At 64.1% G+C, this 22351-nt stretch carries 18 protein-coding genes; 10 read left to right on the top strand and 8 right to left on the bottom strand.

The genetic code is table 11. The annotated features are described in order from the left end of the window. Positions 1–7: 7 nt before the first annotated feature. The 8 genes from ACVJNE_RS06670 to ACVJNE_RS06635 all read right to left on the bottom strand — a co-directional run bounded on the left by ACVJNE_RS06670 (position 8) and on the right by ACVJNE_RS06635 (position 9212). Positions 8–1003, bottom strand: coding sequence for an ABC transporter permease (locus tag ACVJNE_RS06670; protein WP_499564183.1), 996 nt, complete (start codon positions 1001–1003; stop codon positions 8–10). 5 nt (positions 1004–1008) lie between these two features. After that, on the bottom strand, positions 1009–2523 hold the full coding sequence (locus tag ACVJNE_RS06665) for a sugar ABC transporter ATP-binding protein (protein ID WP_499564031.1): 1515 nt from the start codon (positions 2521–2523) through the stop codon (positions 1009–1011). After that, entirely contained in the window at positions 2520–3947 is a 1428-nt protein-coding gene (locus ACVJNE_RS06660) for an FGGY-family carbohydrate kinase (protein ID WP_499564029.1), read from the bottom strand. The genes ACVJNE_RS06665 and ACVJNE_RS06660 overlap by 4 nt, the downstream gene beginning before the upstream one ends. Further along, complete coding sequence (locus tag ACVJNE_RS06655; protein WP_499564027.1) at positions 3944–4837, bottom strand: sugar phosphate isomerase/epimerase family protein; 894 nt, start codon at positions 4835–4837, stop codon at positions 3944–3946. Before ACVJNE_RS06655 ends, ACVJNE_RS06660 begins: the two co-directional genes overlap by 4 nt. Before the next feature lie 68 nt (positions 4838–4905). Next, complete coding sequence (locus ACVJNE_RS06650; protein WP_499564025.1) at positions 4906–5844, bottom strand: ABC transporter substrate-binding protein; 939 nt, start codon at positions 5842–5844, stop codon at positions 4906–4908. Positions 5845–5921: 77 nt separating this feature from the next. Continuing rightward, the gene (locus ACVJNE_RS06645) at positions 5922–6911 is read right to left on the bottom strand and encodes an ABC transporter permease subunit (RefSeq protein WP_499564023.1); all 990 of its coding nucleotides are present in this window, start codon (positions 6909–6911) and stop codon (positions 5922–5924) included. After that, the gene (locus tag ACVJNE_RS06640; RefSeq protein WP_499564021.1) at positions 6908–8431 is read right to left on the bottom strand and encodes a sugar ABC transporter ATP-binding protein; all 1524 of its coding nucleotides are present in this window, start codon (positions 8429–8431) and stop codon (positions 6908–6910) included. The genes ACVJNE_RS06645 and ACVJNE_RS06640 overlap by 4 nt, the downstream gene beginning before the upstream one ends. A 1-nt stretch (position 8432) precedes the next feature. Continuing rightward, entirely contained in the window at positions 8433–9212 is a 780-nt protein-coding gene (locus ACVJNE_RS06635) for a DeoR/GlpR family DNA-binding transcription regulator (RefSeq protein WP_499564019.1), read from the bottom strand. A gap of 233 nt (positions 9213–9445) precedes the next feature. On the opposite strand from ACVJNE_RS06635, the gene ACVJNE_RS06630 reads away from it, so the two are divergent. The 10 genes from ACVJNE_RS06630 (at position 9446) to ACVJNE_RS06585 (ending at position 22330) form a co-directional block, all read left to right on the top strand. Next, positions 9446–11548 (top strand): bifunctional rhamnulose-1-phosphate aldolase/short-chain dehydrogenase, encoded by a 2103-nt coding sequence (locus ACVJNE_RS06630; RefSeq protein ID WP_499564017.1) that lies wholly within the window; start codon positions 9446–9448, stop codon positions 11546–11548. A 196-nt stretch (positions 11549–11744) separates the two neighbouring features. Beyond that, on the top strand, positions 11745–13268 hold the full coding sequence (gene glpD, locus ACVJNE_RS06625) for a glycerol-3-phosphate dehydrogenase (protein ID WP_499564015.1): 1524 nt from the start codon (positions 11745–11747) through the stop codon (positions 13266–13268). Between the two features lie 35 nt (positions 13269–13303). Further along, positions 13304–14371: an ABC transporter ATP-binding protein gene (locus ACVJNE_RS06620; RefSeq protein ID WP_499564013.1), complete on the top strand. Its 1068-nt coding sequence runs from the start codon at positions 13304–13306 to the stop codon at positions 14369–14371. Between the two features lie 9 nt (positions 14372–14380). Beyond that, positions 14381–15451 (top strand): ABC transporter ATP-binding protein, encoded by a 1071-nt coding sequence (locus tag ACVJNE_RS06615; RefSeq protein ID WP_499564011.1) that lies wholly within the window; start codon positions 14381–14383, stop codon positions 15449–15451. A 2-nt stretch (positions 15452–15453) separates the two neighbouring features. Continuing rightward, complete coding sequence (locus ACVJNE_RS06610; RefSeq protein ID WP_173188853.1) at positions 15454–16323, top strand: carbohydrate ABC transporter permease; 870 nt, start codon at positions 15454–15456, stop codon at positions 16321–16323. Between the two features lie 104 nt (positions 16324–16427). Continuing rightward, on the top strand, positions 16428–17246 hold the full coding sequence (locus tag ACVJNE_RS06605) for a carbohydrate ABC transporter permease (RefSeq protein ID WP_368801966.1): 819 nt from the start codon (positions 16428–16430) through the stop codon (positions 17244–17246). Then, positions 17246–17653, top strand: coding sequence for a DUF2160 domain-containing protein (locus ACVJNE_RS06600; RefSeq protein WP_421929427.1), 408 nt, complete (start codon positions 17246–17248; stop codon positions 17651–17653). Before ACVJNE_RS06605 ends, ACVJNE_RS06600 begins: the two co-directional genes overlap by 1 nt. A 70-nt stretch (positions 17654–17723) precedes the next feature. Continuing rightward, positions 17724–19445, top strand: coding sequence for an ABC transporter substrate-binding protein (locus ACVJNE_RS06595; protein ID WP_499564008.1), 1722 nt, complete (start codon positions 17724–17726; stop codon positions 19443–19445). A gap of 158 nt (positions 19446–19603) precedes the next feature. After that, positions 19604–21064: a cryptochrome/photolyase family protein gene (locus tag ACVJNE_RS06590; protein ID WP_499564006.1), complete on the top strand. Its 1461-nt coding sequence runs from the start codon at positions 19604–19606 to the stop codon at positions 21062–21064. A 324-nt stretch (positions 21065–21388) separates the two neighbouring features. Continuing rightward, on the top strand, positions 21389–22330 hold the full coding sequence (locus tag ACVJNE_RS06585) for a sugar ABC transporter substrate-binding protein (protein WP_499564005.1): 942 nt from the start codon (positions 21389–21391) through the stop codon (positions 22328–22330). Positions 22331–22351 lie beyond the last annotated feature (21 nt).

Below are 22351 nucleotides of genomic sequence, written 5' to 3'. Positions count from 1 at the left end.
CGCTCCCTCATGTCCGCCGGTGCCGGCGCAGCATGTCGGCCAGCACCGTCGCCAGGATCAGCAGGCCGATCACGGCCCTTAGCCAATAGGCCGAAACGTTGATGAAGATGAGCGCCGAGCCGATCGTTGCGAACAGGATGGTTGCCAGCGTCGAGCCGATGACCGTGCCGGATCCGCCAAGTATCGACACGCCGCCGATGACGGTCGCGGTGATGATCGTCAGTTCGAGGTTCGGCGGCACCGTCGACTGGATGACCTGAAGCTGGGTGGCGAACAGGATCGCGGCCACGCCGGCAAAGGCACCATGGATGGCGAAGACGGAGACCAGCCGCCGCTCGACGGGGATGCCGGTGGCGACTGCCGCCTCCGGGTTGCCGCCGATGGCGTAGATTGAGCGGCCGAAGGCCGAGTAACGCATCCACAGGAAGGCCGCGATGGTCAGCACGATCATGAACAGAAAGGGCACGGGCAGGCCGAGCAGCCGCTTCTGCGCGATCAGGAAATCGGGTGGCAGGTCGCTGATCCACGTGCCGCCGGTGACGCTGATGAGGCCGCCGCGCAGGATCGACAGCGCGCCCAGCGTAACGACGATGGAGGGGATCTTCGCGTAGGCGACGAGCACGCCGATGACCGTGTTGACCGCCATGCCCACGAAGATCGGCGCGACCAGCGCGAACCAGATCGGATAGCCGGAGACGGCCAGCGTGCCGGCTACGGTGGCGAGCACGCCGATCAGCGCGCCGACGGAGACGTCGATGTTTCCGGTCATGATAACCATGGCCATGCCGATGGCGGCGACGGCGATATAGGCGTTGCCGGAGAAGATGGTGACGAGGTTGTTGGCGTTGACGAAGCGCGGATTGACAAGCGTCACCACCACGAACAGCAGTACGATGGCGGCCAGCACCACGCATTCCTGGCCGTATTCGGCGAGGATACGGCGCAGCAGGCCGGGCCGCTTGTGGTCGGTCTGCGGGCGGACGGGGGGAAGGTTCACCGCCATGCTCATCAGGCCGCCTCCGCGCCGCGATGCGCCGTCATGGCGGCGCCGACGCGTTCCGGCGTCGCGTCGGCCCGGTCGATCTCGGCGGTGACCCGGCCGCCGCTCATCACGAGCATGCGATCGCTCATGCCGAGCACTTCGGGGAGTTCACTCGAGATCATCAGGATGGCGACGCCGCGCTTGACCAACTCGCCCATGATAGTGTGGATTTCGGCTTTCGCGCCGACATCGACGCCGCGTGTGGGTTCATCGAGGATCAGCACCTTCGGCTCGGTCTCCAGCCATTTGGCGATCACCACCTTCTGCTGGTTGCCGCCGGACAATTCGCTGACCGGCTGGTCGATGTCGCGGCAGCGGATGCCGAACCGCTTGACGGCCTCCCTCGCGCGCTCCGCCTCGGCGCGAGCCCTGATGAAGATGCCCGAAGACAGCTTCTCGATGGTGGCCATGGAGACGTTCTTGCGGATCGCCATCGGCCGCACGAGGCCCTGCAGCCCACGATCCTCCGGCACGTAGGCGATGCCGAGGTCGCGGGCCTGGCGAGGCGAGCCGATGCGCACCGGCGCGCCTTCCATGAGGATTTCGCCCGAGGTCGCCGGCGTCATGCCGAACAGCGTCAGCGCGAGCTCGGTGCGACCGCTACCGACGAGACCGGCAATGCCCAGAATCTCGCCGCGCCGGAGCCTGAACGAGATGTCCTGCACATGGCGGCCGTGATTGAGGTGCTTCACCTCCAGCACGGTTTCGCCGATTTCGGCCTCCGCCTTCGGGAAAAGGCTGTCGATGGGGCGGCCGACCATCATCGAGACGAGCTGCTGCTCGTTTACCTCGCCGATGTCGCAGGTGGCGACATGCGCGCCGTCGCGCAGGACGGTGACGCGATCCGCGAGCGCGAAGATTTCGGACATGCGGTGGCTGACATAGACGATGCCGACGCCGCGTTCCCGCAATTGGCGGACCACTTGCATCAGTCGCTGGACGTCGGATTCCACCAGCGAGGCCGTCGGTTCGTCCATGATGAGGATGCGCGCGTTGCGGCTCAGCGCCTTGGCGATCTCCACCCGCTGGCGCTGCGCGACAGACAGCGTCAGCACCTTGGCGTCGACGTCGAGATCGTGGGTGTCGAGCTGGTCGAGCAGTTCACGAGTGCGCGCGCGCACGGCCGCCCAGTCGATCCACCCGGCGCCGGTACGCGGATAGTGGCCGAGAAAGACGTTTTCGGCGACGGTCAGCTCGGGGAAAAGCAGAAGCTCCTGATAGACGGTGGCGATGCCTGCGGCGGTCGCGTCACCGGTGGCGGCGAACTTCATCTCCTCACCGTTCACGGTGATGGTGCCGCTGTCCGGCTTGTATAGCCCCGCCATCATCTTGATGAGCGTCGACTTGCCGGCGCCGTTCTCGCCGAGCAGCGCATGGACCTCGCCTTCGCGCACGTCGAAATCGACATCCTTCAGAACCTTGATGCCTACGAAGGACTTCGACATGCCGCTGAGGCTGATGAACGGCTCGCGCGAGGTCATCCGGTTGCCTCCTTGACCGGAACAGCCGAGGTCCGCGCGGCTGCGCGCCGCTCTGCGGCCAGTTCGCGCCAGCGGTCGCGATAGGTTTCCAGGCCGGGGATGCTGCTCGGCGCGACGGAGACCGTCTCGTCGCGGAAGGGCGAGAGGCCGAGCGCCTTGAAGGCGAGGGCGGCGGCACCGGTGGCCGACCCCTCGCTCATGGTCGAGCGGGCGACTGTCTGGGACGGACGAAGCTGGCCGAGCATCGCGGTGAACAAGTCGATCCTTGCGAGGCCACCATCGACGACGAGCAGGTTGTCGGAACGGATGAGGTCGAGCGAAAGGTCGGTCATCATGACCACGTAGAGCGCGGCGACGGCGGCACGCTCTTCGCCCTCGACATCGCCGCCGACGATCTCGCCGGTCGTTTCCGGAAACGGGCCGCCGGCTGCCCATGACGGCATGGCGAAGACGCTGCGCGCCATTACGCGCTCGACCGCATCCCGTGTGATGGGCTTGTCCCAGCCTCCGCTGATGACGTCATATTCGCGCCCGCCCATGAAGCGCAGCGAGGGCGCCGGCTCGCCGTTGACGGTGACGTTGGCGATCATATCGCGTTCGCCATCCAGCGCATCGAGCGGGCAGTCGAGGTTGATGATGATGACCCAGGTTCCGGTGGAGACCAGCGTGAAGCCGGAAAGTCCGGTCATCCGGTAATAGGCGAGGGCGGCGTTGGAATCGTGGACGCCATTGTGGACGTTCAATGTGCGATGCGCGCCTTCGGGAAGCGTGACTTCGGTGGTGCCGACCACTGCACCGGCTGGCGCGATCTCCGGAAAGAGATCGCGCCAGCCCAGCCGGTCTACCAGGGAGGAAAAGTCACGCTTCAGGGGAGCCCAGAGCTGGTTGTGCGCGCCGAGATAGGACCATTCGGCCAGCGGCCTGCCGGTGAAACGCCAGACCCAGTATTGCGGGAAGCACAGAATCGCCCGCGTCTTCGCGAAGCGTTCGGGCTCCTCGGTTTCGAGCCAGTGGATGTGGCGCGCGATCGAGAAGCCGAGTGGCAGGCGTGGCGTGTAGGTCTCGGAGAAATCCGGCAGGATCGGGTCGATTTTCGCGGCCACCGCATCGGGGATTTCCTGCTCGTAGTCGAGGACCGGGTGAAGCAGCTCGCCGTCGCGCACCAGCGCGAAGGCGCAGCCATGCGCCGAGATCATCAGGCCGGTGACGCCATGCATGGCGGTCACGTCGGCGAGTTCGGCGCTCATCCAGGAAAACAGCGCCTCGTCATCGAGTACGCTCCGGCCATGGAAGTCGTTCCAGACCGGCCTGGTGCGGCGCTCGTCCAGCAGCCTGCCGTCGGGCGCGAAGACGAACAGCTTCGAGTTCGTCTTGCCGAGGTCGAAGACGGCGAGCGGGCCGGCTTTCGGGGCCGGGTCCGTCACGGCCGATGCTCCGCCGCGACAAGCTCATGCTTGCGACGCGCGGTCTCCATGCCGACATCGATGAAGCGCCGCGCGTGGCGGGCGAGCTCGACATTGTCGGACCAGAGGTTGCGCCAGATCGCGGTCTTGCGCGACAGGTTCTCGTCGACGATCTCGGACGAGAAGGATTCGAAGGAAACGTCCTTTGAATAGCCGACGGCGACGAGCGCGTCGAAGATGGCCGGCCAGTCGATGCTGCCGGTGCCGAGGAAGCCGCGATGGCTTTCGCCGATATGGAAATAGCCGATCCTGTCGGCCGCGTGCCTGATGGCGAGCGCGGCGTCCGCCTCCTCGATGTTCATGTGAAACGTGTCGAGGTGCAGGAAGATATTGTCCGACCCGGACGTCTCGATATAGGCGATGCCCTGGGATGCGGTGTTGAGCAAGTTGCTCTCGAAGCGGTTGACGATCTCGACATTGAGCGAGACTCCGGCGCGTTTGGCACGCTCGGCGACTTCGGCAAGCGTGTGGGCGCTGCGGTTCCAGCCGTCCTTCGTCGGCATCTCCGTCTGCAGGCCATGGCTCGTCTGCAGGATGCCAGCAAGGACATTGCCGCCAAGATCGCGGGTGAGCGCGACCATTTCATCGAGAATCTCGACGCCGCGCGCGGCGACAGCCCTGTCGGCGCTGGAGATGTCCCCTTCCTCCGGGAGGCCGATGCTGATCGCGACGCCAAGCCCATGTTCGGCGATGCGTTTGGCGAGACGGTCGATGTCGACGTCGGCCGGATCGAGATATGAGAATTCGATCAGATCGAAACCTGCTTCCTTCGTCCGCTCCAGCGTGCGGTCGAGCGCTGACTGGTCGGATGCCGCCGACCAGACGAAGGAATGAATGCCGACATGCGCCATGGTTCTTTCCCCGTTCGAAGTGGAAGGCTTCCGGCCGCGATAGACGCGGCCGGAACGTGCGCTTTGGTTCAGCGGGCGGCGGTCCAGCCCTGGTATTCGCCGAGATTTTCGGCCGTGATCAGCTTGGGATCGAGCAGGACCGTGGGTTCCGCTGGCTTGTCGCCCGCAAGCACTGCGGCTGCCATGTCAAGCGCCTGCCCGGCCATGACGTACGGGTCCTGCGAGGCCGATGCCTTGATCATGGAATTGCCGCTGGAGAGTTCCTTCTCGATGTCCGGCGCGCCGTCGACGGCGGTGATGATGAACTCGTTGCGGTTGAGCTGGCGGGCGGCCAGCTGGGCGCCGATGCCGGTCGGATCGTTGATCGCGAAGACCGCGTCGATCTTGTCGAAGCGGGTCAGCAGCGCCTGGAAGACCTTCAGGCCGCCGTCGCGCGAGCCTTCGGCGTTCTGGTCGTCCGACAGGATGGTGATGTCGGGGTGCTGCGAAAGCACGTTCTTGCAACCCTGGACGCGGTCGATGATAGACGAGGAGGCCGGGCCGTTGAGGATGACGTAGTTGCCCTTGCCGCCCGTGTGATCGACCAGATACTGACAGGCGACTTCGCCGGCCTTGACGTTGTTGGTCATCACGGTGACGTCGGCGCCCGGCGCGGAGACGTCGAAGGCGGCAACCACGATGCCCGCTGCCTGTGCCTTCTTGACGGCCGGTTCGATCGCCTTGGCATCGACCGCGTTGAGCATGATGACGTCGACGCCGGCAGCGATGAAGCTGTCGACCTGCGAGACCTGCTTGTTGAGATCGTAGTCGGCCGACACCGACGTGACCTCCACGTTCGGGTTGATCTTTTTCGCGGCGTCCTCGATGCCCTTGATGGTTGCAACGAAAAACGGGTTGCCCAGCAGGCCGACCGAGATGCCGACCTTTTCGAGATCCTTGGCGGATGCAGGGGCGATGGCAACCGAGGCGAGCGCGGCTGCGCAAAGCAGTTTGGTGATGCACTTCATTTGGTTCTCCTCCGACTGCGCCGCGCCTCTCGCGGCGCGATGCTATGTCCGGCCGGCGGCCGGCGCGTTGAGGCCAATCATGTTCGTGCTCCTGCCTGGAGCCTGTAGCGGTCGAGGGCGACCGCGACGATGATGACCAAGCCCTTGATGATGTACTGCCAGATGTCCGAAACACCGGCGAGAATGAGCCCGTTGGACAGCACGGCGATGATGAGACCGCCGATCAGCGTGCCCCAGATCGAGCCGACGCCTCCGACGAAGCTGGTGCCGCCGAGGATGACGGCGGCGATGGCGTCGAGCTCGTAGGATTGCCCGAGCTGGAGGCCGTTCGCAGCATAAAGACGCGCGGCCGACAGAGCTCCGCCGAGGCCGGCGAGCAGGCCGGAGACCCCGTAGACGAACAGCAGAACCAGCGGCACCTTGATACCGGTGAGCCTGGCCGCCTCAGCGTTGCCGCCGACTGCATAGATCCAGGTGCCCAGCACCGTGCGTCTGAGCACGAACCATGAAATCACCACGACCAGCAGCGCAATGATGACGAGCCAGGGGACGCCGAGAAACGTGCCGTTGCCGAGGAAGGCGAACGGCAGATCGGAATTGAAGACGGTTGTGTCGTTGCCGAGCAGGCGCGCCACGCCGCGTACCGCCGTCAGCGACCCGAGCGTGACGATGAAGGGTGGCAGCTTCAGATAGGCGATGAGCACGCCATTCATCATGCCGAAGGCGAGACCGGCGAGAATTGCAGCCGGTACGCCGAGCATGCCGATTTCCGGCATCAGCGACACGATCACGGCGATCATCGCCGAAGCCGCCAGTATGGAACCGACCGACAGGTCGATGCCGCCCGTGAGAATGACGAAGGTCATGCCGGCGGCGAGAACGATGTTGATCGAGGATTGCTGCAGCACGATCAGCAGGTTCGTCTCGGTCATGAAGCGCGGATTGATGACCTGGAAGATCACCGCCAGCAGGATGAGGGCAGGCAGCATGCCGAGTGCGGCGAATGCAACGCGGAAGCGCGCCTGCCGGGCGCCGTCGGTCGGTGCGGTGCTTGTCTTGTCAGTCATGTGCCTGACGCTCCGGTGGCAAGTTCCATGATCTCTTCCTGGGTGAACCGTCGGTCTGCGCGGGCGGATACTTCGCCGACGATCTCGCCGTCGCGCATGACCAGCACGCGGTCGGCCACACCGATGATTTCCGGCAGCTCGCTGGAGATCATCAGGATGGCGATGCCGTCCTTGGCGAGGTCGTCGATGATGCGGTAGATCTCGGACTTGGCGCCGACGTCGACGCCGCGCGTCGGCTCGTCCAGGATAACGACCCTGGGCTTGGTCTCCAGCAGGCGGGCAAGCAGCACCTTCTGTTGGTTGCCGCCCGACAGCGAGCCGACATTCATGCGCGTCGAACTGGTGCGGATCGACAGATCCGACACCGCCCGTGTCGCGCGCTTGTCGGCCGCCGCAAAGTCCCGGAAGCCCAGCCGGCGTGCATCGCGCGCCATGACACCCATGTTGATGTTGTCGGCGATCGACATGTCGAGGAAAAGGCCGAGTTCCCTGCGGTCCTCGGTGAGATAGGCGATGCCCGCTTCCAGCGCGGCTCCCGGCGAGGCGATCTCCACCGGGCGTCCGCCAAGCTCCATGGTTCCGGCGGTCTTGCGGTCCGCGCCGTAGATCAACCGGGCAAGCTCGGTGCGCCCGGAACCGATCAGCCCCGAGAGCGCCAGGATCTCGCCCTCGTGCAGATCAAGCGAGCAGTCTTTCACCAGCCGCTCGGCGGACAGGCCGCGGACCGAAAGCGCGACCGGCCGCTGCGCACCGGGCGCCTGATGCTCCTTCTTGTAGAAAGACGAGATGTCGCGCCCCACCATCATCGAGACGAGGCGTGGCGCATCGAGCTCGTCGCGGTCCAGCGTGCCGACATAGCCGCCGTCGCGCAGCACGCTGACGCGGTCGGCGAGCTGATACACTTCTTCCATGCGGTGGCTGATGTAGATGATGGCGATGCCCTGCGCCTTGAGCCCGGCGATCACCTCGAACAGGCGATCGGTCTCGCGCGAGGTGAGCGATGTCGTCGGCTCATCCATGACGATGATGCGCGCATCTGTGGACAAGGCCCGCGCGATCTCGACGAGTTGGCGCTCCCCAAGCGAAAGCTGCGAAACCCGTGTGCGGGGCGAGAAGGACAGGCCGAGCCGGTCGATGATCGGCTTCGCGCGCGTCATCATCGCGCCGGCATCGACGACGCCGAACCGGCGCGGCTCGTTGCCGAGGAAGATGTTCTGCGCAACGGTCAGGTTCGGCGCGAGCGACAGCTCTTGATAGATGACCGCGACGCCGTTCGCGCGGGCCTTGATCGGGTCGCCGGTGGTGACGGGCTGCCCGTCGATGAGGATTTCGCCGCCGGGATCGGGCCGGTAGGCGCCGGACAGCATCTTCATCAGCGTTGATTTGCCGGCCCCGTTCTCGCCCATCAAGGCATGCAGTTCGCCGGCGTGGACCGTCAGTGAGACGTTGCGCAATGCCCGCACGACGCCGAACGTCTTGCTGATATCGCGCATTTCCAGGACGGGCGCGGCGCCGGCCATGTCAGCCTCCAAGCCCGTTGGCGGAGACAACGCAGAGGCTGACGCCCGCGTTCTCCAGCATCTTGGCATGCTGGTCGCTGATGCCGTCATCGGTGATGAGGGTCGCGATCCTGGAGAGCGGCAGGGCCACGTTGCGGGCGTGGATCGAGAATTTGCGGCTGTCGGCCAGCACGACGATCTGGTCGACATTCATGCTGAGCTCCTGGATCGAGCGCACCATCAGCGGGTGCGATTCCAGGAGGCCGTCGGGGCTGATGCCCTGCGCGCCGACGAAATATTTGGAAGCGAAGAACGATACCGGCTGGGCAGGCGAATAGATGACGCGCGGTTCGCGGTGGAGTTCGCCGCCGGCGACGGTCAGGCTGCATTTGCCGTGATCGCCCAGATAGGCGGCGAGCGGCATCGAGTTGGTGAACAGACGGATGTTGCGCTCGGCGAGCTTCACGCCGAGGTGGAAGCAGCTCGAGCCGCCATTGACGATGACGGAGTCGCCGTCGGCCACCATGGTGGCGGCACAGTCGGCAATCTGGCGCTTCGCGTCGACCGCGAGGTCGCGATTCTCGTCATAAGGGCGTGCGAATGCGGTCGCTTGCGCAGCTCCGTCCAGCGCCGAGATGCCGCCATAGACCTTTCGAGCGGCACCAGAGCCATCGATCTTGTCTATATCGCGCCGGATGGTGGCAGCCGACACGCCGAGACGCTCCTGAAGGTCGCGCACGGAGGCAAACGGCCTGTCCCGCAGGATCTCGATGATCTGCTTGTGGCGGCTCAGGTCGCTCACGATTCCTCCTCCCGTGGCGTCGCGAAACGCGTCGTATGAGTTAAGTTACGCAAAATAGCGTTGCGTGCAAGCGGATAATGAGAATGTTTGCTCATATCGCAATGCAAACAAAGGCTATTGCATCGCAATATGAGCAACTTCACTCTTTTTACGATTGACAAACTGCATGGCTTGGCCTGAATTGCCGGCAGCGAAGCGGCACCCCTTCGTGCCGCACCGGGAGGAGTGTGGATATGATCGGGAACAGCGCCGCGCGGCTCGAAAACCTTTGGGACGACGCCAGGGCTGCCGCGATGAGCGAGCCGGAACGTCTCGTCTACCGCTCCAACCTGCTCGGGTCCGACAGGCGCGTGACCAATTATGGCGGCGGCAACACATCTTCCACGATCACGCAGAAAGACCCGCTGACCGGTGAGGACGTCGAGGTGCTATGGGTCAAGGGATCGGGCGGCGACAGCGCCTCGATCAAGCTCGACGGTTTCGCAACCCTCTACATGGACAGGCTGAACGCGCTGAAAGGGCTCTATCGCGGGCTCGCGCATGAAGACGAAATGGTCGGCTACCTGCCGCATTGCACCTTCAACCTCAATCCGCGCGCGGCCTCGATCGATACGCCGTTGCACGCCTTCGTGCCGCACCGATATGTCGATCACATGCACCCCGACGCGATCATCGCGATCGCGGCTGCCAAGGATTCCGAAGCGCTGACGAAGAGGATCTTCGGCGACGCCATCGGCTGGCTGCCATGGAAGCGGCCGGGCTTCGAGCTCGGCCTGTGGCTGGAAAAATTCTGCCGCGAGAATCCGCAGGCCAAGGGCGTCGTGCTGGGAAGCCACGGACTGTTTACTTGGGGCGACACGCCTAAGGATTGCTACGCGACCACCATCGACACCATCAACCAGGCTATCGCCTGGTTCGAGAACGAGGCGGCGGACAAGCCGGCCTTCGGCGGAGCGGCGACCCGCTCCCTGCCCGCTGCGAAGCGCCGGGCGATTGCCGCGCGGCTGATGCCGCGCATACGCGGCATGATCTCGGCGGACGGTCCGCGCAAGGTCGGGCACTTCGACGATTCCGATACAGTGCTTGAATTCGTGAATTCCGCGGAGCTGCGGCCGCTGGCGGCGCTCGGAACATCCTGCCCGGATCATTTCCTGCGCACCAAAATCCGGCCGCTGGTGATCGAGTTCGATCCCGCGCGACCGGATGTCGATGCCGTGGTCGCGGCGCTGCCCGGGGCGCTCGACGAATACCGCGCCGGCTACCGGGCCTATTACGAAGAATGCAAGCATGCGGATTCGCCTGCCATGCGCGACCCCAACGCGGTGGTGTACCTGATGCCAGGCGTCGGCATGTTCACATTCGCCGCCGACAAGGCGACGGCGCGCATTTCCGGCGAATTTTACGTCAACGCCATCAACGTGATGCGCGGCGCGTCATCGGTGTCGAGCTATGTCGGCCTGCCGGCCCAGGAGGCGTTCGACATCGAATACTGGCTTCTCGAGGAGGCGAAGCTGCAACGCCTGCCGAAGCCGAAATCGCTGGCCGGCCAGATCGCCTTTGTGACCGGCGGGGCGGGTGGCATCGGCAAGGCAACCGCGACACGGCTGTTGCGCGAGGGCGCATGCGTGGTGCTCGCCGACATCGACGAGGCCGCGCTCGGCAGCGCACGAGACGAATTCGCCAAGGCCTTCGGAGCGGATTTCGTGCGCACCGTGAAACTGGACGTGACCGACGAGACGGCAGTCGCCTCGGCCTATGCTCGTGCCGCGGTCGAATATGGCGGGGTCGACGTTCTCGTCTCCAATGCGGGGATCTCATCCTCGGCGCCGATCGACGAAACCGAACTGTCGATGTGGGACCGCAATATGGACATTCTCGCCAAGGGGTATTTCCTCGTCTCGCGGGAAGCGTTCCGAACCTTCAAGCAGCAGGGCGTGGGCGGCAACATCGTCTTCATCGCCTCGAAGAACGGGCTCGCCGCGTCGCCCAACGCGGCGGCCTACTGCACGGCCAAGGCTGCGGAAATCCATCTCGCACGCTGCCTGGCACTGGAGGGCGCGGAACACCAGATCCGCGTCAACACGGTCAATCCGGATGCGGTGCTGCGCGGTTCCAAGATATGGACCGGCGAATGGCGCGAACAGCGCGCGGCCGCTTATGCGATGGAGCCGGATCAGCTCGAGGAGCATTACCGCAAGCGATCCATGCTGAAGCGGTCGGTATTTCCGGAGGATGTCGCCGAGGCTGTGTACTTCCTCGCCTCCGACATGTCGGCGAAATCGACCGGCAACATCATCAATGTCGATGCGGGAAACGCGCAGAGTTTCACCCGCTAAAGCGGCGCGAAGGCACCCGCAAACTGTATTTCTGAAGGACGTTCGGTCTTCGGTTTGGGATATAGCCGGAGCCGTTTCGGGCTGTGCGCGGTTTCCGGACAGGTTTCGTTTGACATTCGTTATGTTTTCGAAATAATCCCCCTTGGTTTTCATACTGCGCATTTATGCTGCATTGCGAAAGCAAGGGGAATCCTGCGTGGGCACTGCCAGCTACGACATCTTCATCATAGGCGGCGGCATCAACGGATGCGGCGTGGCACGCGATGCCGCTGGGCGCGGCTACTCGGTTTTCCTCGCCGAAATGAACGATCTGGGCAGCGGAACCTCGTCGGGTTCGACCAAGCTGATCCATGGCGGCCTGCGTTATCTCGAGCATTACGAGTTCAGGCTGGTGCGCGAGGCGTTGATGGAGCGCGAGGTGCTTTGGCGCGCCGCGCCGCATATCATCTGGCCGATGCGTTTCGTGCTGCCTTATGCCGATGGCATCCGCCCGGCATGGCTGATCCGGCTCGGACTGTTCCTCTACGACCACCTGGGTGGGCGGAAGCTCTTGCCTGCCACGCGCACACTCGACATGCGGACGGACCCGGCCGGAAAGCCGCTCAAGCCGCTTTTCCGCAAGGCGTTCGAATATTCGGACGGGTTCGTCAACGATGCCCGCCTGGTTGTGCTCAATGCGCGCGATGCCGCTGACCGCGGCGCGGTGATCCGCACCCGGACGAGGGTGGCGAGCGCGCGCCGCGAGGACGGGCTGTGGACGGTGACGATCGAGGATACGGGCACCGGCAAGACCGAAGAGGTGAAGGCGCGGCTGCTCGTCAATTCGGCCGGGCCATGGGTCGATGATGTGCTGGCGGGCACGCTGGGGCGCAACGACGTTCACAATGTGCGGCTGGTACAGGGCAGCCACATCGTGGTCCGCAAGAAGTTTTCGGACCCGCGCGCCTATTTCTTCCAGAACCGGGACGGCCGCATCATCTTCGCGATCCCGTATGAGGACGATTTCACCCTTATCGGCACAACTGACCACGATTACGAGGGCAACCCCGCCGATACGTCGATCACCGAAGAGGAGATCGATTATCTGTGTGCGGCGGCCAGCGAATATTTCACCGAGCCGGTCGAGCGAGACGACATCGTGTGGACCTATTCCGGCGTGCGCCCGCTCTATGACGACGGGGCGTCGAAGGCGCAGGAGGCCACGCGGGACTATGTGCTCGCGGCAGAAGGCGGTGACGGCGAAGCGCCGCTGATCAACGTATTCGGCGGGAAGATCACCACCTATCGGCGGCTCTCGGAAGCCATGCTCGAAAAGATCGAAGGCCTTCTCGGGGCTAAGGGAAAGTCCTGGACGGCGGATGCGGTCCTGCCTGGCGGCGACTTCCCGGCGACGGGCTATGATGCGGAGGTTGCGTCGCTTCGGAAGGATTATCCGTTTGTCGACCAGCGCATGGCGCAACGACTGGTACGCCTCTACGGCACGCGCGCCCGGGCGATTCTGGGTTCGGCAGCGTCGCTTGCCGATCTCGGGCGCAATTTCGGCGCTGATCTCTTCGAGGCTGAAGTGCGCTATCTTGTCGAGAACGAATGGGCGGTGACTGCGGACGACGTCCTGTGGCGGCGTACCAAGCGCGGGCTGCATCTGAGCGCCGAGGAGGAAGCGGGGCTCGAGAAATACATGAAGGAACTGGGAGGGCGCCGGCACACAGCCGCCGCGTGAACGAAAGCACGGCAGACGATCTCGGAGGAGGATCAATGCTCGAACTGCGCAACGTATCGAAGGTTGTCGGACGCGATACGCATATCGGCGACGTGTCGCTGACGCTGTCGCATGGCAGCCTCAACGTGCTGCTCGGGCCGACCCTTTCCGGCAAGACCAGCCTGATGCGCCTCATGGCAGGCCTGGACGTGCCAACCGCCGGCTCGGTCTGGCTCGACGGCAAGGACGTGACCGGCGTTGCCGTGCAGAAGCGCAACGTCGCGATGGTCTACCAGCAGTTCATCAACTATCCGGCGATGACCGTCTATGAGAACATCGCCTCGCCGCTGCGGGTCGCCGGCCGCGACAGGGCGACGATCGACCGCGAGGTCAGGCAGGCGGCCGAACTGCTGCGGCTGACGCCCTATCTCGACCGCAAGCCGCTCAACCTTTCGGGCGGACAGCAGCAGCGTACAGCACTTGCCCGCGCCATCGTCAAGAATGCCGGGCTGGTGCTGCTCGACGAGCCCCTGGCCAATCTCGACTACAAGCTGCGCGAGGAGTTGCGCGCCGAGCTGCCGCGCATCTTCTCGCAGTCGGGCGCGATCTTCGTCTATGCGACCACCGAGCCGTCGGAGGCGCTGCTTCTCGGCGGCAACACGGCGACGCTGTCGGAGGGGCGGGTGACCCAGTTCGGCCCGACCATCGAAGTGTTCCGCAAGCCCAACGACCTGCTCACCGCGATGACCTTCGCCGACCCGCCGCTCAACACGATGCTGCTGACCAAGAGAGGAAACCGCTTCGAGCTGGATGGCGGACTGAGCCTGCCGGCGCCGGCCCATCTGGCGGGCATCTCGGACGGCTCCTACACGATCGGCTTCCAGCCGCATCATCTCACACTCGCGCCAGCCGACGACCGGGCGGTCGCGGTGAAGGCGAAGGTGACCGTCACCGAGATCACTGGCTCGGAGAGTTTCGTTCACCTGGCCGTGGCCGATGAAAAGTGGGTGATGCTGGCGCGTGGCATTCACAATTTCGAGGCCGACCAGATGATCGACGCCTACATCGATCCGCGGCATCTGATGGTCTTCGACAGCACCGGCCGCATGGCGCAGGCAGCCTGAGGGGAAGAGATGGCACGGATCGACCTCGACCACATCCGCCACTCCTACGGGCCGAAGCCGCAGGGCCCGGCCGACTATGCTCTGAAGGAAGTGCATCACACGTTCCGCGACGGCGGCGCCTACGCGCTGCTCGGGCCGTCGGGCTGCGGCAAGACCACGCTACTCAACATCATATCCGGGCTGGTGGAGCCGTCGGAAGGTCGCATCCTCTTCGACGGCAACGATGTGAGCCGGCTTTCCACCCAGGAGCGCAACATCGCGCAGGTGTTCCAGTTCCCGGTCATCTACGACACGATGACGGTCTACGACAATCTGGCCTTTCCACTGCGCAATCGCGGTGTGCCGGCGGACGAGATCGACCGGAAGGTCCGCGAAATCATCGAAATGATCGACCTGCAGGAATGGGCACAGCGCAAGGCCCGTGGGCTGACGGCCGACCAGAAGCAGAAAATCTCGCTTGGCCGTGGGCTGGTGCGTTCCGACGTCAACGCCATCCTGTTCGATGAGCCGCTGACGGTCATCGATCCGCACATGAAGTGGGTGCTGCGCTCGCAGTTGAAGCAGCTTCACCGGCGCTTCGGTTACACCATGGTCTATGTCACGCACGACCAGACCGAGGCCCTGACCTTCGCCGACGATGTCGTCGTCATGTATGAGGGCGAGATCGTGCAGATCGGCACGCCGGATGAGTTGTTCTCGCGGCCGAAGCACACCTTTGTCGGCTACTTCATCGGCTCGCCGGGCATGAACGTGCTGCCGGTGGCGCTCGACGGCCAGCGGGCCCAGCTCGGCGGCCAGACGATCCAGCTTCCCGCCGCGCCTGCCGGCAAGCCCGCAGGCACAATCGAGCTCGGCATCCGGCCGGAGTTCGTGCGCGTGGGGCGCAGCGGCATGCCGGTCGCGATCAGCAAGGTGGAGGATGTCGGGCGCTACCGGATCGTGCGGGTCATGCTCGAAGGCCGCGAGATCGCGGCGATCCTCGGTGAGGACGACGACATTCCCACCGATCCGAAGGTGAGCTTCGATCCGGCGGGGATCAATCTCTATGCCGATTCCTGGCGGATAGCGACGGAGGGCTGACCATGGAGAAGACCTGGAACAATCGGGCCTGGTTCATGGTGCTGCCGGTGCTGCTGCTGGTGGCGTTCTCGGCCGTGATCCCGCTGATGACAGTCGTCAATTATTCGGTCCAGGACACGTTCGGCGGCAACCAGTTCTTCTGGGCCGGCACCGAATGGTTCGAGGAGATTCTCAGCTCCGACAGGTTCTGGCTGGCGATGGGTCGGAATCTCGCCTTTTCGGCCATCATCCTGGCCATTGAGATTCCGCTGGGCATCTTCATCGCGCTCAACATGCCGCGCAAGGGCTGGGGCGTGCCAGTATGCCTCGTGCTGATGGCGCTGCCGCTGCTGATACCGTGGAACGTAGTCGGCACGATCTGGCAGGTCTTCGGCCGCATCGACATCGGCCTGCTCGGGCGCACCCTCTACACGCTCGGCATCGACTACAACTACGTCAACGATCCGATCGATGCCTGGGTTACGGTCATTGTCATGGACGTGTGGCACTGGACGAGCCTCGTCGTGCTGTTGTGCTATGCCGGCCTCGTCTCCATCCCCGAGGCCTACTACCAGGCGGCGAAGATCGACGGCGCGTCGCGCTGGGCCGTCTTCCGCTACATCCAGCTTCCGAAGATGAGCCGCGTGCTTTTGATCGCGATCCTGCTGCGGTTCATGGATTCCTTCATGATCTACACCGAGCCCTTCGTGGTGACGGGTGGCGGGCCGGGCAACTCGACGACGTTCCTGTCGATCGATCTCGTGAAGATGGCGATCGGGCAGTTCGACCTCGGCCCGGCTGCGGCGATGTCGATCATCTACTTCCTGATCATCCTGGCGATGTCGTGGGTGTTCTACACCGTCATGACCAATTACGACGCGGAGAAGAAGTGATGGCCGGCGACGAAAGGACGGCCACGATGCGCAACGGCGAGGCCGTGCCCGCGACCCGGAACGCGGCCGACAAGGCGGCGGCGAACGAGCGCGTGCTGCGGCAGATGCGCCGGCGCGGCGGGGAATCCCGCTTCTGGTGGCTGGTGCCGACGCTCTACATCATCTTCCTGATGCTGCCGATCTACTGGCTCATCAACATGAGCTTCAAGACCAATCAGGAAATCCTCAACGTCTTCTCGCTGTGGCCTCAAAGCCCGACGCTGCGCAACTACGCGGTGATCTTCACCGATCCGTCCTGGTATTCGGGCTATATCAACTCGATCATCTACGTCGTGCTCAACACGACCATTTCGGTACTCGCGGCGCTGCCGGCGGCCTATGCCTTCTCGCGCTACAGGTTCCTCGGCGACAAGCACCTGTTCTTCTGGCTGCTGACGAATCGCATGGCCCCGCCGGCGGTCTTCGCGCTGCCGTTCTTCCAGCTCTATTCGGCCTTCGGCCTGATCGACACGCATATCGCCGTGGCGATCGCGCACTGCCTGTTCAACATTCCGCTGGCGGTCTGGATCCTCGAAGGCTTCATGTCCGGCGTGCCGAAGGAAATCGACGAGACCGCCTATATCGATGGCTATTCCTTCCCGCGCTTCTTCGTGAAGATATTCATGCCGCTGATCGCCAGCGGCATCGGGGTGGCTGCCTTCTTCTGCTTCATGTTCTCTTGGGTGGAACTGCTGATCGCCCGCACGCTGACGACGACCGACGCCAAGCCGATCGCCGCCACGATGACCCGCACGGTCTCCGCCTCGGGGCTCGACTGGGGCGTGCTGGCCGCAGCCGGCGTGCTGACGATCATCCCCGGCGCGCTCGTGATCTGGTTCGTGCGCAACTACATCGCCAAGGGCTTCGCCCTGGGGAGGGTATGATGACGCAAACACGCCGCTGGCAGATACCACTGGCCGTCGTCCTGGCGATCTACGTCGCGGCGGTCTGGTTCTTCATGCAGCGCCTGCCGGTCGAGGACGGCGAGCGGGACTGGTTCGCCTCGCTGTTTCCGCGGAGCTGGATGGCATGGTCATTCCCGACCGCGCTGTTCTTCTCGACCATCTTCCTGCTGCTCGCGCTGATGGCCGTGTGGGAATACGCCCGGCCCGGGGGGCATCCCCGTGTGGGCATCCTGCGCTTCGAGACGACGCGCGGCGACCGCCTTTTCGTTTCGCTGCTCGGCAGCGCCTTCATCCATCTCGCTTGGCTTGGGCTGGTCGGGCCCGGCCTGTGGTGGGCACTCGCACTTTCGGTCGTCTACGCCATCGGCGTGTTTCGATACGTGTAGCGCGGGAAACTGCGGATGCGGCACACCTGCGCCGCTTCCGGATCGCATTCAAACCCTAGGGAGGAAATCAATGCGACGGCAGCTTTTGGCATCAACGACAGCAATAGCGCTCCTGGTCGGAGCGGCGCCCGCCTTCGCCGACATGGAAGCGGCGCGGGCATTCCTCGACGCAGAGATCGGCGACATGTCCGCGCTCAGCCGCGAGGAGCAGGAAGCCGAGATGCAGTGGTTCATCGACGCTGCAGAACAATTCAAGGGCATGGACATCAAGGTGGTGTCGGAGACCATCACCACGCATGAGTACGAATCCAAAACCCTGGCCCCGGCATTCGCAGCCATTACCGGCATCAACATCACGCACGATTTGATCGGCGAGGGCGACGTCGTCGAGAAACTGCAGACGCAGATGCAGTCGGGCGAAAACGTCTATGACGCCTATGTCAACGACTCGGACCTGATTGGCACCCACTGGCGCTACCAGCAGGCCCGCTCGCTGACCGACTGGATGGCGAACGAGGGCAAGGACGTCACCAACCCGAACCTCGACCTCGACGACTTCATTGGGCTGAAGTTCACCACTGCGCCGGACGGCGATCTCTACCAGTTGCCCGACCAGCAATTCGCGAACCTCTACTGGTTCCGCTACGACTGGTTCAACGACGAGACGAACAAGGCAGAATTCAAGGAGAAGTACGGCTACGACCTCGGCGTGCCGGTGAACTGGTCGGCCTATGAGGACATCGCAGAGTTTTTCACCGGCCGCGAGATCGACGGCAAGCAGGTCTATGGCCATATGGACTATGGCAAGAAGGACCCGTCGTTGGGCTGGCGGTTCACCGACGCATGGCTGTCGATGGCCGGCAACGGCGACAAGGGCCTGCCGAACGGCCTGCCGGTCGACGAATGGGGCATCAAGGTCGACGAGAACTCGCGCCCCGTCGGCTCCTGCGTGGCGCGCGGCGGCGACACCAACGGCCCGGCTGCCGTCTATGCCATCCAGAAATATCTGGACTGGATGAAGGCCTACGCACCGGCCTCGGCGCAGGGCATGACCTTCTCGGAATCCGGCCCGGTTCCGGCGCAGGGTGAGATCGCTCAGCAGATGTTTATGTACACGGCCTTCACCGCCGACATGGTCAAGGACGGGCTGCCGGTGGTCAACGAGGACGGCACGCCGAAGTGGCGTTTCGCGCCGTCGCCGCATGGCGTCTACTGGAAGGACGGCATGAAGCTCGGCTACCAGGACGTGGGATCGTGGACGATCCTGAAGTCCACCCCCGACGATCGCGCCAAGGCCGCCTGGCTCTATGCGCAGTTCGTCGTCTCGAAGACGGTCGACGTCAAGAAGAGCCATGTCGGCCTGACGCTGATCCGGGAATCGAGCATCCAGCACGAGTCCTTCACCGAGCGCGCGCCCAAGCTCGGCGGTCTGATCGAGTTCTACCGCTCGCCGGCCCGCGTGCAGTGGTCGCCGACCGGCACCAACGTGCCTGACTATCCGAAGCTCGCACAGCTCTGGTGGCAGGCGATCGGCGATGCGTCCTCTGGCGCGAAGACACCGCAGGAAGCGATGGACTCGCTGTGCGCCGAGCAGGAGCGGGTGATGGAGCGACTGGAACGCGCAGGCGTGCAGGGCGACATCGGCCCCAAGCTCGCCGAGGAGCATGACCTGGAGTACTGGAACAAGGATGCCGTCGAGAAGGGCAACCTCGCGCCGCAGCTCAAGATCGAGAACGAGAAGGAACAGCCCCAGACCGTCAACTATGACGAGCTGGTCAAGAGCTGGCAGTAAGATCGAGCTCGTTCGATCGACAGGCAGGGGGCCGCTTTTGCGGCCCCCTGTCTTTCCACGTCTGCGAACGCGAGGGCATTACGTGATGAACCGAAAGCATTCGCAATGCGTAATCCAAGCATGGACATGCAATCGATGACCAACGGAACCTCGGCGCCATGAGCGACGCCAAGCCGGATGGCGGCGCGCCGGTGCTCGTGCTGTTCCGCCACGATCTGCGCGTCGCGGACAACGGCGCGCTGGCGGCGGCCGCGCAGGCGGACAAGCCGGTGCTTGCGGCCTATGTGCTGGATGAGGAAAGCGAAGGCGTGCGCGCGCCCGGCGGCGCGGTGCGCTGGTGGCTGCACCATTCACTGGCACGGCTGACGGAAAGCCTTGAAAAACGCGGCGTTCGGCTTGTGCTGCGCAGCGGGGCGATGCGGGATGTCGTCGACGATCTTGTCGGCGACAGCGGTGCCGACACGGTGTTCTGGAATCGCCGCTATCATCCGGCAGGAGCGGCGGCGGATGCGGCGATCAAGAGCGCGCTGCGCGAACGCGGCCTGCGTGCCGAAAGTTTCGACGGACAGCTTCTGCACGAGCCTTCTCGTCTGCAGACGGGCGCGGGGTCGTTCTACAAGGTGTTCACGCCGTTCTGGAAGGCGATGTCGGCCGGTCCCGATCCGCGCGACCCGATCGATCCACCGCGCAGGATCGCCGGCTATGACGGCAAGATCGCCTCGAAGACGCTTGACGAGCTGTTTCCATTGCCACGATCACCGGATTGGGCCAAGGCTTTCGGCGAAGTCTGGACGCCCGGTGAAGACGGCGCGCATGCGCGGCTTGAAAGCTTCATCTCGGAACGGCTGGACGATTATGCGGATGGCCGCGATTTTCCGGCCGGCGGGTCGACCTCGGGACTGTCGCCGCATCTGGCGCATGGCGAGATCACGCCCTACCAGATCTTCGCGGCGTTGCGCGCCGAGGCGAAGGAGGTCTCGAGCGCTAACCTTGCCAAGTTCCGGGGGGAAATCGGCTGGCGCGAGTTCTGCCACCATCTGCTGTTTCACAATCCGGGGCTCTGCGAGGAAAACTTCCAGCCAACCTTCGATGCCTTTCCATGGAAGTCCGACAAGGAAGCCCTGCGTGCGTGGCAGCGGGGCAGAACCGGGTATCCGATCGTCGATGCCGGCATGCGCGAACTCTGGCAGACCGGCGTGATGCACAACCGGGTGCGCATGATCGTCGCCTCGTTCCTGACCAAGCATCTGCTGATCGACTGGCGCGAGGGCGAGCGCTGGTTCTGGGATACGCTGGTGGATGCCGACGCCGCCAGCAATCCGGCAAACTGGCAGTGGGTGGCGGGATCCGGCGCTGATGCGGCGCCCTATTTCCGGATATTCAATCCGGTGCTGCAGGGCGAAAAGTTCGATCCCGACGGCAGCTATGTCCGCCGCTTCGTGCCCGAGCTGGACAAACTTCCCGATCGATACTTGCACAATCCATGGGATGCACCGGACAAGGTGCTGGCAGACGCCGGCGTGGAACTTGGGCGAACCTATCCCAAGCCTGTGGTCGACCATGCGTCAGCAAGAAAGCGCGCGCTGGCTGCATATGAGGCGGCCAAAGAAGGGCAGTAGCCCGCGCAGTCGTTCCGCTGTCCGGCCCCGCCCAATTCAGACGCACCGCCAAAAGCGGCGCCAAGCCACTCAGCCAATTGCCATCGTTCCAGTGCGCGCGTCGCCGCGCGCGCCGGTGAAACGCCTCTTGACGTAATGGCTCAAGATGGAATAAATATTTCATAACACGTGAATATGGCGCGAACATTCTGAAATGGCGATCCGGGGGAGGAATTGTCGATCCGGGTTCGCCTGTCGAGCCACGGAAGACGGGTCTGCCGTCAGGCGGCAGGTCTCCGGCTATAAATCGGTGCAGCCGGACACCGAATGTGGAGGAGAACGACAATGAGGAAGCTTCTATTGGCGCTCGGGCTGGCCGTTGCGACGGCCGCAGGAGCCGCCGGCACGGCGCAGGCCGAAGGCGAGCGGTTCGTTTTCGTCAGCCATGCGCCGGATTCCGATTCATGGTGGAACACGATCAAGAATGCGCTGAACGTCGCCGCCGAGCAGATGGACGTGACGGTCGAATACCGCAATCCACCGACGGGCGACATCGCCGACATGGCGCGCATCATCGAGCAGGCCGCTGCCTCGAACCCGAACGGCATCATCACCTCGATCGCCGACATCAATGCGCTGGAGGGACCGATCGGCGATGCGGTGGCCAAGGGCATTCCGGTGATTACCGTCAACTCCGGTACGGTCGAGCAGTCGAAGCAGCTCGGCGCGATGCTGCATATCGGCCAGCCGGAATATGACGCCGGTAAGGGCGCCGGCGAGCGCGCCAAGGAGGCGGGCGTCACCAAGTTCGTCTGCGTGAATCACTACATCACCAACCCGGCCTCGGTTGAGCGCTGCCAGGGCTTCGCGGACGCGCTCGGCGTCGAGCTTGGCAACCAGATGATCGATTCCGGCATCGACCCGGCCGAGGTGAAGAACAAGGTACTCGCCCATCTGCGCGCCAATGCCGACACCAACGGCATTCTGACACTGGGACCGAACTCGGCGGAGCCGACGCTGGCAGCCCTTCAGGAGAACGGCATGGCGGGCGAGGTCTTCTTTGCGACCTTCGACCTGTCGCAGGGCATCTCTGAGGGCATCAAGGCCGATGTCATCGACTTCGCCATCGACCAGCAGCCTTACCTTCAGGGCTATCTGCCGATCGTGCTCCTGACCAACTATGCCCGCTACGGCGTGATCCCGCCGAACTCGATCAATTCGGGTCCGGGCTACATCACCAAGGACAATATCGAGCAAGTCGAGGCGCTGGCGGGCGAATACCGCTGAGCTGCTGAACTCGTGCCGGGG

The sequence above is a fragment of the Mesorhizobium sp. DxT genome (assembly GCF_058448885.1).
The sequence above is the reverse complement of the archived record's forward strand: the minus strand, read 5'-3'. Positions and strand labels throughout refer to the sequence as shown.